Below are 596 nucleotides of genomic sequence, written 5' to 3'. Positions count from 1 at the left end.
TCTGGCCGTTGTTGAGCGTGACCGTGGTGCTCCAGCTGCCGTTGCTCTGCACGATGGCGGTGCCGATCGCGGTGATGCCGTCCAGGATGGTGACGGTGGCGCCGGCATCGGCGACGCCGACCGTGCCGGTGATGGTCTGGCTGGCCTGGTTGACCGGTCCGCCCGCGCTGGTGATCGCGACCGCGGGCGCCGTCATGTCCAGGGTGAAGCTCAGCGATGCGCTGCCGGTGTTGCCAAAAGTGTCGGTCTGACTCGCTACGATGGTGTGTGGTCCGTCGGCCAGCCCGCTCGGCGTAAACGACCAGACGCCTTGCGCATCGGTGGTCACGGTTGCCACGATCGGGCTGCCGTCGATGATGAAGTGCACCATGGTGTTGGCGAGGCCGGTGCCGCTTACGGCCGGGTTGGCGGTGACGTGGTCGGTGACTGAGGTGCCGGTGTCGGCGACCAGGGCCTCGGTCACCGTCGGGCCGGTGGTGCTGAGCGTATAGACCACTGCGCCGCTGGTCGCGGTATTGCCGGCCGCATCGCTCACCCGCGCGGTCAGCGAGTTCTGGCCGTTGTTGAGCGTGACCGTGGTGCTCCAGCTGCCGTTG

At 68.0% G+C, this 596-nt stretch carries 1 protein-coding gene; it reads right to left on the bottom strand.

Going from position 1 to position 596, the window contains the following annotated elements; genetic code table 11:
• Positions 1–596 (bottom strand): Ig-like domain-containing protein (locus IVB01_RS04295; RefSeq protein ID WP_247275787.1); only part of this gene is annotated, 596 nt, incomplete at both ends.

The sequence above is a fragment of the Bradyrhizobium sp. 164 genome, assembly GCF_023073715.1.
In the GTDB taxonomy this organism is placed as follows: Bacteria; Pseudomonadota; Alphaproteobacteria; order Rhizobiales; family Xanthobacteraceae; genus Bradyrhizobium.
Note: the sequence above shows the minus strand (reverse complement) of the source record. Positions and strands in the feature narration are given on the sequence as shown.